The following is a 6,419-nucleotide window of genomic DNA, read 5'->3' on the forward strand; positions in this document are numbered from 1 at the left end:
AGGCTCTCGTCCAGCCGCTTGTTGATGGCCGAGATCGACGAGGCCGAGAAGGCATGGCCGCACAGTTCTTCCGTGATCGCCTTCATCTTGCGGGTCGACACGCCCTGCACATACCTCCGCCAGCGTCGCCACCAATGCCCGCTGCGCCGCGAGGAGGGCAGGGCGCTGAACAGCCGCGCTTCGAAGGCGAGGCCGCGTTCGAGTCGCATCGAGCACCCTAGTGCGATGGCATCAGCAAAAATCAAGATCGCTCGGCTGCGCCTCTCGTTGCGTTTCATGATTGGAATCGCACTGGCCACGTGCAACTCACCATTAGCTCGCCGGCGGCGTTGGTCCAATTGATACGCACCGCATGATGGCCGAGGGCACGTCAGTGTGCGTGAAGCCCTTGAGAAGTGGCGCGAAGTCACGCCTTGGCATAGTCGGGTCGGACGGCATGGGCGCCAAATGTACGCGCGGGATCTCCTCGATGCGCTCCTCAATCTGATCGTTCAGCTCGGCCCTTGCGTAGCGCGGATGAAGGTCCGCTCGCAGTTGGATCACCATGCCAGAGACCGCGTACTGCCCCAGTCGAACACGATCGGGGTTCCACAGAGGAAGCCGCCCGAAACCCGATGCGGTGAATTGGGCGTCAACCGCTGTCCCAACCTGATCGCCGTAGTCGAGGGGAGTAGTCATATCTTTCTTGAGGAACTCGCCAAGCGTCAGCTTCGCAGCCAATTGAACTGCCTCGGCTGGCAAGCCCAGTCCCTCGCTGTCGCGCAAATCAAGGAGCATCGGCTCGCGCCCATGACTGCTCCAGCTGGAGAATTCCCCGATCATCTGGAACAGCGGGTTGATGTCGGGCAGCTTGTCGTCGTTGACGTCCGCCTTGTTGCGCTCGATCCGGACCCGCACGCGCGCGTAGCGCCAGGGTTCGTCCAGCACAACCACCCTCAGCACAAGCGATCCTGCGGCTTTGGATCGGCATCGAGATCCATGATTTCGGCGGCCAGCACCGCGCCAATCCCTTGCGGCCATTGATTCTCGAGCCGCTGCGCGGCATCCGATTTGCTGGGGCGTGAAGCCGGCCACGACAGTCGTGCTGTTACCCTTCTGCGATGCTCGCTTGCCGGAGTCCACGACCGGCGGCGCCGGGACCAGGAGCCCATCGTCGGCAGTCGTTGGGGCCAGCCAGTCGCGGAGCTGCTTCTCAAGGTTAGCACGCGAGATCTTGGCGGGCTTCGGGATCACGCCGCTTGGTTTGCGACCCGCAGACGCTGGTATGCGAACAGTCGCCGAGTTCACCCTCGACGGCGTATGTCTTTGGCGCGACGGCATCCTCGTCCACGAACGGGCTGTCGCCAATCTCGACCTCGATGCGGATGCGGTCATTGTGGAATGGGCCTTCGGAGCCCGAGGACTCCTCGTCACCCTCCAGCACGAAATAGTGCTCGGAGGCATAGCTCTCGAGATGCCACCAGCCGGGCGCGGCTAGCCCATTGCTGTCGGCTGGATCAGCCCTGTCAGGGTTGGATTGCGGCGCTTCGCTCTTAGCCCTGTGCCGCCCGAGCCGAAGGCCACCATCTTCTTATCATCGAGACGACCTTTCAGGAGGTCGGCCAGCTGATCGTTCAGGGGCCGCATGGGCGTTGTCAGATTCACCGGCAGCGGCGCGCGAGGCGGTCCGCTGTCGGCGCTGGGCTTCTGCTTCACTGGCGTCGCGGGCCGACGTCGCGAGGGCAGCAGGTAGAAGCGCCGGGTGTTCGGGGCGACCGGTTCGGTCCAGTTCGGGTTCCAATGCACGACATCGGCTTCGATCTGGCGGGCCGGGGCGAGGCCATCGTCGAAGCGATTATGCTGCTCGATGACGTCCTCGCCGCTGCGCGCTTGGGCATCGCCGCGCTGGCGCAGTTTCGCGCCGCCCGACCCAAGCACAACGCCAGGTCCGCCGCGTGTCCACAGCGGCCGCGGCGGGTCAAAAACGCTCCCATCGATCTCGAACTCGTCATCATATCGGGCGTCGTCGAGTATATCGACAACGTAACGCCCCGCCACAGCGTTGTGGAACAGAGGAAAGAGGAAACGGTCGACATCAAAGCGCGACGGGTCGCTAGCGGTCTCGCCTGGCGCGGGTGCGGGATGGATCTGCTTACGCAATTGCAAGGAGTAGAGCCGTTGGGTACAGGAATCGGGTTCGAAGATCGCCACTCCGAAGCCCTTGGTCGTGGCGAAGAGCCCCGGGGTATGATGAGCAGGCTCTTCAGCGTCATCGAAAGATGGCCGGCCAGCTCTGCCGAAAGGTCCTTGACGTGTTCGAACAGCGCGTCGGTACCCGAAGCTGGGTCGTCATTGTGCACATAGGTCACCAGCGCGGCCATGCGTGCGGCCACGTCGGGCAGGAGAGCCCGCACGGTGTTGCGCAGGCCAAAGGCGTCGGCGGGCGAGTCGGAGCGGCGAGCGCAGCGCGGGCGCGGCCCGGATCGCACGCAGCCAGTCGAGGCGTTCGCGCAGTGAGGTCTTCATGCTGGCCGAGACATATTTGCCCAGCTCTGTGGCCGCCCCGTCATGCAGATCGGCAAAGGTGTCGCCTTGCAGTTCCGGTTAGATGGCGACCTCGTTCTTGTCGACTGCAAGGCCAAATCCAGGCGTGGCCTGCGGCCGCATTGGGTCGGCAATGCCCGCCGGCACCACCGCATCGCTCGGGGGCTCCAGGCGAAGGCCGAGGCGCAGCACGTCGCTGCCGTCAGTGACAGGGCTTGCGGAGCCCAGTCCGCTCCATCCAGCCGGGCACGGTATCGTGATCGTCAGCCAGTCGTCTTTCACGCCAGAGGCGAAGACCTTGACGGCGGCTTGGAACTTGTCGAGCGGCTGGCGCAGCAAGTCCCGAAGGATCTTGAATTCATTAGGTGAATCAGACGCTTTTAGCGCGCGCTTGTGTGTTCCAACCTTTGCCACGTTTGCGGTGAGGGCGCCGCTCTGCGACGGCACGCCCCCGCGCGGGCATCGGCCTCATAGGCCCAGCGCTGCAACACCAGTTCGGCGCTGCCGCGGTCCACGGCCAGAATCAGGTCCGCCAGCGGCTCATAAATGGAGCGGAGCGCGGTTGGCCTTGCCTCGCCATTGTCAGCCGGCGCCAGAGCCTTCTTGAGGTATTGCCGCAAGAAACCAAGTTCGAAGTGCGCAGGCGAGAGATAGAACCGCCAGCCCATCAGCGGCAGTTCGCTGCCATGGTCGTCCCGCAGCGCAGCTGTGGCAGGGGTTTGGATATCGGTTGCAAGCGGCAACATCACCGTCGGGGCCGTCAACGGGTAGCGCTGCGTGTATTGATGTTGCAGGTATCCGTCGAGCGTCCAAGCCAATTGCGGGGTCAGGTAATTCATGAAGCGCAGCGTTTCGCTCGCCAGCCGCTCCGTCTCGGCGTCGCGCTCCTCGCCGCGGGCGTCCTGTGTGAAGAATGCGACAGGAAATAGCCAAAGAACCGCCCGCTCGGAGGAGGCGCTGCGACCAGCCAAGGCGCCGTGGCGGGCAGGTGGCCCGCGGAAGGCATCGGCACCGCCGCATCGGGATAAGTGAGGAAGGTCACGACACGTCCGGAACGGCTCAGTTTGGGCGCGCGGGCGATGACTTCGGGATCGTCGCTCGCCGGCGCAAGCTTCAGCTGGTTGAAGTCACTCAGCTGTGCGAGCACGGGCCGGTTTGCAGGTGCATTATACGGGGAGGGCGTGTAGGCGACTTCAAAGCGGTCGAGCACGCGATCGGTCGAGGCGCTCCATCGGCTGGTAAACGCGCCTTTCAAGATGCAGATCGGGGCTCGTTCCGCGCCACCGGTTTTGAGGGGCGCCAGTCCCCCCAGGATCCGATTGAAGAGCGGATCCGTCACGCTTGCCACCGGCAACACCAAATCGACGCTGGCGCCCTGGTCAAGGAGGTCCTTGCCCCCCGGCGTCGGCGCGAAGAGCCGCTTGAGGGCCCGGAGCCGGCCGGACGCTCGCAGCGTCGACGCATCCGGCGAGCCGACGAGATTGGCGTAGTTGGTCGATTCCCAGTCATCGGCGTCCGGGGCCTCGTAAACGTCGTTCAGGGTGCCGTAGCGCGAAGTGATGGGCAGCGGCGCCTGTGGCCCATTGCTAAAAAAGATCTAGATTCGAGCCCAACGGAACGGACTGACATAGCGCAAGGACCCAGGCGGGCGCGGTGGGTAGGGTTGGTTGTTATCAGTATGGGATTGTGCCTTTGCAGACCACGAAATTTCGAGAGGCCCGGCTGCCTTGGTACACTATCTATCCGGCTGTGTCGGAGTTCTCCGGGGCGGTCGGCGCCGAGGCTTATGAGGCATGGCTCAGGAACCTGCCGGCTGAGGATCCGGTGTCACTCTATCTGCACGTTCCGTTCTGCCGATCAGCCTGCTGGTATTGCGGCTTCCCAACCACCATCACCCGCCATGATGCGCCCATCCTCAACTATCTGGCGGCGCTGCGTGACGAGATCCGTCTGGTTTGTGAGCGAGTGCCGAAGACGCTGCCCGTGAGCGACATACATTTCGGCGGCGGAACGCCGTCTCTCATCGGACCAGCCGAGTTCCTCGCTCTGATGGAGTTCCTGCGATGCCGCTTCGCCATCTCGAAAACAGCTACGGTCGCCATCGAGATCGATCCACGCACGCTCACGCCCGAGATGGCGGAAGGCTTGGGAGCGGCCGGCGTGAACCGCGCGAGCCTGGGCGTACAGAGCTTCGATCCCATTGTTCAAAAAGCGATCAACCGAATCCAGAGCGAGGCCCAGACGTCGGCTGCCGTGGAAATGCTGCGCCGGCATGGAGTAAACCGGATCAACTTCGACCTCATCTACGGCCTGCCGCGTCAAACGGTGGAGTCGTGCGTCGAGACGGCGAGGGCGGCGGTCGCCATGCGCCCCGACCGGCTTGCCTTGTTCGGCTACTCGCATATCCCATCCCAAATAAAGAACCAGCGCCTCATCGAGGCGGAATTTCTTCCCCACAGCGCTGCCCGCGCTGAACAGCATGCGGCTGCCGCCGTGACGCTGGTTGCCGCCGGCTACCGAGAGATCGGGCTCGACCATTTCGCCTTGCCGCACGACGAGCTCGTGCTGGCACAGGAAACAGGTCGCCTGCGACGTAACTCGTTGGGCTACTCTGCCGATACCTGCAGAACCCTGATCGGTTTCGGCGCGTCGGCTATCGGCCGCTTTGGCCAGGGGTACGTTCAAAACGAAGTTACACGGGATTTCTACATCCGGCACATCGCAGCTGGCCGACTGGCGACATCGAAGGGCCATCGCCTCACAGACGACGACCGCCTGCGAGCCGCAATCATCGAGCGATTAATGTGCGATTTCGAGGCTGACGTGCCGGCAATCTGTGTCGCCCACGGATCTGATTTGATCCGTCTTCGCGGTTCAGATGAGCGTTTGGCGATGCTGGCCAAGGTCGGAATAGTGGACTTCGAAAACGGTTTTGTCCGCGTACGGCGGGAGCATCGCTTTGGGATTCGCGCTGTCGCTGCCGCATTCGATGCTTTTAGGGATGGCCTTCCGTATCCCGCAGGTGAGGGCAAGCACACAACACGGAAGCTAACACAGGGAGTATCTTTGCCGGAGAGAACGAGCTGCCATCGTGCGGTGCCCGTTAGTAGTGAAGCGCCCTAAAATGTCGACATAGGCGTTGGTGAACTGGACCGAACCACGAGAACAGCCTATCCAGTTTGTTGTCGGCAGTTAGTTCGAAAACAAGGGCTTCTAAGCGGTAAACACATGCTAATCCATTTGATTTACGGGCCGACCTGCAGCGGCAAGACAGACGTTTCAATTTAAATTGCACGAGAGGCCGGACGGCCGGTCATTGCGTTGGATCGTGTACAATGCTGTCCTCAAATCGCTACGGGCAGCGGGCGTGCCTCGGATCCCGAACTGCAATCTACCCAGCGGGTTTACTTGGATACGCCTCCTGACCGCGGGCACATCCACGCCGTGACTGCCCGTCGTAAGCTGATCATGCACGTGGGTGAGCTTAGATCTTAGCCTGGGCTCACTCGAAGCCGGCTCGATCTCCCTTCTTAATTCACATGGCGCGAGTCAGCATCGGGCTGGCGCTTTCAGTGGCATGTAAGGCGGTTGCGGCTCGGCAACTCCGATGCCTTTGTAGAGAGAGCAAAGCGGGTTGTGTGCGTCAAGTCCTGCAAAATGGGGCGGCCATATGCTGGTCATGCGGCTTGGCGCAGAGTGAGCTTCTTGTGCTCGCGCAGGTCGTCCATGTTGATGTATCGGTTGGCCTCCATCCAGTTTTCATTTGGTCTCGACGGCCAAGGCCCTGACCAGGCGCAGGCAGCTTTCGGTGTTGGGGAAGATGCGCACGACATAGGTGCGCCGGCGGATTTCCTCGTTGAGCCGCTCCAGCATGTTGGTGGATTTGAGATGCTTGT

At 62.4% G+C, this 6,419-nt stretch carries 8 protein-coding genes and 2 pseudogenes; 2 read left to right on the top strand and 8 right to left on the bottom strand.

The window, feature by feature from the left end; all coding sequences use genetic code 11:
* The 7 genes and pseudogenes from NKI96_RS32280 to NKI96_RS32310 all read right to left on the bottom strand — a co-directional run.
* Positions 1-147 (bottom strand): annotated as a pseudogene (locus NKI96_RS32280) (transposase); the annotation flags it as partial.
* Between the two features lie 165 nt (positions 148-312).
* Positions 313-927, bottom strand: coding sequence for a hypothetical protein (locus tag NKI96_RS32285; RefSeq protein WP_156933855.1), 615 nt, complete (start codon positions 925-927; stop codon positions 313-315).
* 271 nt (positions 928-1,198) lie between these two features.
* The gene (locus tag NKI96_RS32290; protein ID WP_023703296.1) at positions 1,199-1,423 is read right to left on the bottom strand and encodes a hypothetical protein; all 225 of its coding nucleotides are present in this window, start codon (positions 1,421-1,423) and stop codon (positions 1,199-1,201) included.
* A 50-nt stretch (positions 1,424-1,473) separates the two neighbouring features.
* Positions 1,474-2,190 (bottom strand): hypothetical protein, encoded by a 717-nt coding sequence (locus NKI96_RS32295; RefSeq protein ID WP_156951539.1) that lies wholly within the window; start codon positions 2,188-2,190, stop codon positions 1,474-1,476.
* A 393-nt stretch (positions 2,191-2,583) separates the two neighbouring features.
* Positions 2,584-2,862 carry a hypothetical protein gene (locus tag NKI96_RS32300; RefSeq protein WP_352807783.1) on the bottom strand — a complete coding sequence of 93 codons (279 nt, stop codon included), beginning with the start codon at positions 2,860-2,862 and terminating at the stop codon, positions 2,584-2,586.
* A 41-nt stretch (positions 2,863-2,903) separates the two neighbouring features.
* Positions 2,904-3,362, bottom strand: coding sequence for a hypothetical protein (locus tag NKI96_RS32305; RefSeq protein WP_156933853.1), 459 nt, complete (start codon positions 3,360-3,362; stop codon positions 2,904-2,906).
* Positions 3,359-3,862: a hypothetical protein gene (locus NKI96_RS32310; protein ID WP_156951538.1), complete on the bottom strand. Its 504-nt coding sequence runs from the start codon at positions 3,860-3,862 to the stop codon at positions 3,359-3,361. Before NKI96_RS32310 ends, NKI96_RS32305 begins: the two co-directional genes overlap by 4 nt.
* A 353-nt stretch (positions 3,863-4,215) precedes the next feature.
* On the opposite strand from NKI96_RS32310, the gene hemN reads away from it, so the two are divergent.
* Positions 4,216-5,646, top strand: a complete 1,431-nt coding sequence (gene hemN / locus NKI96_RS32315) for an oxygen-independent coproporphyrinogen III oxidase (RefSeq protein WP_023756575.1) — start codon at positions 4,216-4,218, stop codon at positions 5,644-5,646.
* Positions 5,647-5,811: 165 nt separating this feature from the next.
* Complete coding sequence (locus NKI96_RS32320; protein WP_280800265.1) at positions 5,812-6,018, top strand: isopentenyl transferase family protein; 207 nt, start codon at positions 5,812-5,814, stop codon at positions 6,016-6,018.
* Between the two features lie 182 nt (positions 6,019-6,200).
* On the opposite strand, the pseudogene NKI96_RS32325 reads toward NKI96_RS32320, so the two are convergent.
* Positions 6,201-6,419, bottom strand: a pseudogene (locus NKI96_RS32325) (transposase); the annotation flags it as partial.

It is taken from the genome of Mesorhizobium sp. M0292 (genome assembly GCF_040321695.1).
In the GTDB taxonomy this organism is placed as follows: domain Bacteria; phylum Pseudomonadota; class Alphaproteobacteria; order Rhizobiales; family Rhizobiaceae; genus Mesorhizobium.